Origin of the sequence: Holdemania sp. 1001302B_160321_E10, from assembly GCF_015552275.1 — a bacterium.
Classification (GTDB): domain Bacteria; phylum Bacillota_I; class Bacilli_A; order Erysipelotrichales; family Erysipelotrichaceae; genus Holdemania.
In genome coordinates this window covers 1-1,498 of record NZ_JADNEM010000076.1, presented here as the reverse complement: position 1 = coordinate 1,498, position 1,498 = coordinate 1, and the positions used below count along the sequence as shown (strand labels likewise).

Here is a 1,498-nt window from a genome sequence, read left to right as displayed (position 1 = left end):
TAGTTCGTAAAAGAAAATGCCATTCTTCCTATTCAAATTCATAAGCTTGTTTAAATCTAAAAAGACATCCGCCACAAGAGCGGAATCGTCTGGATTTCTTACGAAACAAAGTTGAATTGAATATGGAAGTATTCTCTCTCTTATTTGTGAAAGGAGGTTTTGTCCATGAAAGGGCCTATCGTTAGTATTGATGTATCCAACGGAAACAGTCACTTCCAATGTTTTACACAAAGAGGCACTAAAATGGGAAAGGTGCATCGGATTTCTCACACCGTAGAAGGCTTTAACTTCTTAAAATCAAAAATAGAAGAACTGGAGAAGAAAACAAACGAAGAAGTGGTAGCGGTCTATGAAGCAACCGGCGTGTATACGAAGCCATTAGAAAGATTTTTAGAAAAGAACGAAATCAAACAATACTCCATCTCGCCGTTACAGTCAGCGAAACAAAGGAAAACAGAAATACATAATAAGAAAACAGATAAAAAAGATCCCGAATCCATAGCGGAAGTCTATTATATTAAAGAGCTCCGAGAGGATGAAAAAGAAGCGGATCTCTATCATGAATTGCGTACTGCCAATCGTGTATATGAAGACTGTCTTGTCCATTTAAGAAAGTATAAAGTCACCTTTCAAAGTCACCTGAGTATCGTGTTTCCAGGCTATATGAAGCTCTTTCAAGACGGATACAGTCAAATCTCGCTGCAGTTACTGGAAATGTATCCCCATCCCGATAGGTTGAAGAACAAGCAGCCAGAGAAAGTGGCAAAAAAACTGAATAAGCAAACCGATCATAGTTTTGAAGTTTGTTTGAAAACTGCAGAGAAGGTTATTGCGTTTGCGAACAAAACGTATCCGGGCTGTGATAAAGAGGATGCTTGGGTTGCGGTGTTGGTCGATGACATTCATCATCTCCAGGATACGATGGAAGAGGCAGAGGCGAAGCTCGATAAAATTATAGAGCTTGCGAAAGCAACGCCCTATTACTCTATTATTTTAAGTATTGATGGTATCGGTCCCAATCTGGCCTCAAGAATCATCGCAGAGTTTGGCGATATAAGCAAATTCAAAACCAGAGGCGCTATGGTAGCCTATGTGGGGAATGATCCCAACAGAGCAGAATCAGGGGACATAGAAGGCTATCATTTATCGATTTCCAAAAAAGGGAATAAACGATTAAGATGTATTTTATATTTAGCGGTAACCTGTAGTATACGATCAAGGAAAGAGAATCCCATTAACGCTTTCTATCAAAAGAAAAGGCAACAATCAACCCCACTAAAGTCGAAAGCTGCCAAGGTAGCTTGTATCACCAAGCTAATTCGCACAATCCATGGGATGTGCAAGACGGGTACTGTGTTCACCAGCTAACCACCTATATTATATCTCAAATTACAAAAAGTTGAAGAGATTCAATCTTTTTGTATTGATGTTTTTTGAGATTTTGAGATTTTTCAAATTCACGCAAAAAACTCTTGTTTTTTATTATCTAATTTCTTTT

General features: G+C 38.4%; 1 protein-coding gene. It reads left to right on the top strand.

Annotation, left to right across the window (positions count from 1 at the left end; genetic code table 11):
- Positions 1 to 165: 165 nt before the first annotated feature.
- Complete coding sequence (locus I2D94_RS18080; RefSeq protein WP_072685547.1) at positions 166 to 1,368, top strand: IS110 family transposase; 1,203 nt, start codon at positions 166 to 168, stop codon at positions 1,366 to 1,368.
- Positions 1,369 to 1,498 lie beyond the last annotated feature (130 nt).

Coding starts and splice junctions, on each gene's coding strand:
- I2D94_RS18080 (WP_072685547.1), top strand. CDS start 166: ATGAAAGGGCCTATCGTTAGTATTGATGTATCCAACGGAAACAGTCAC.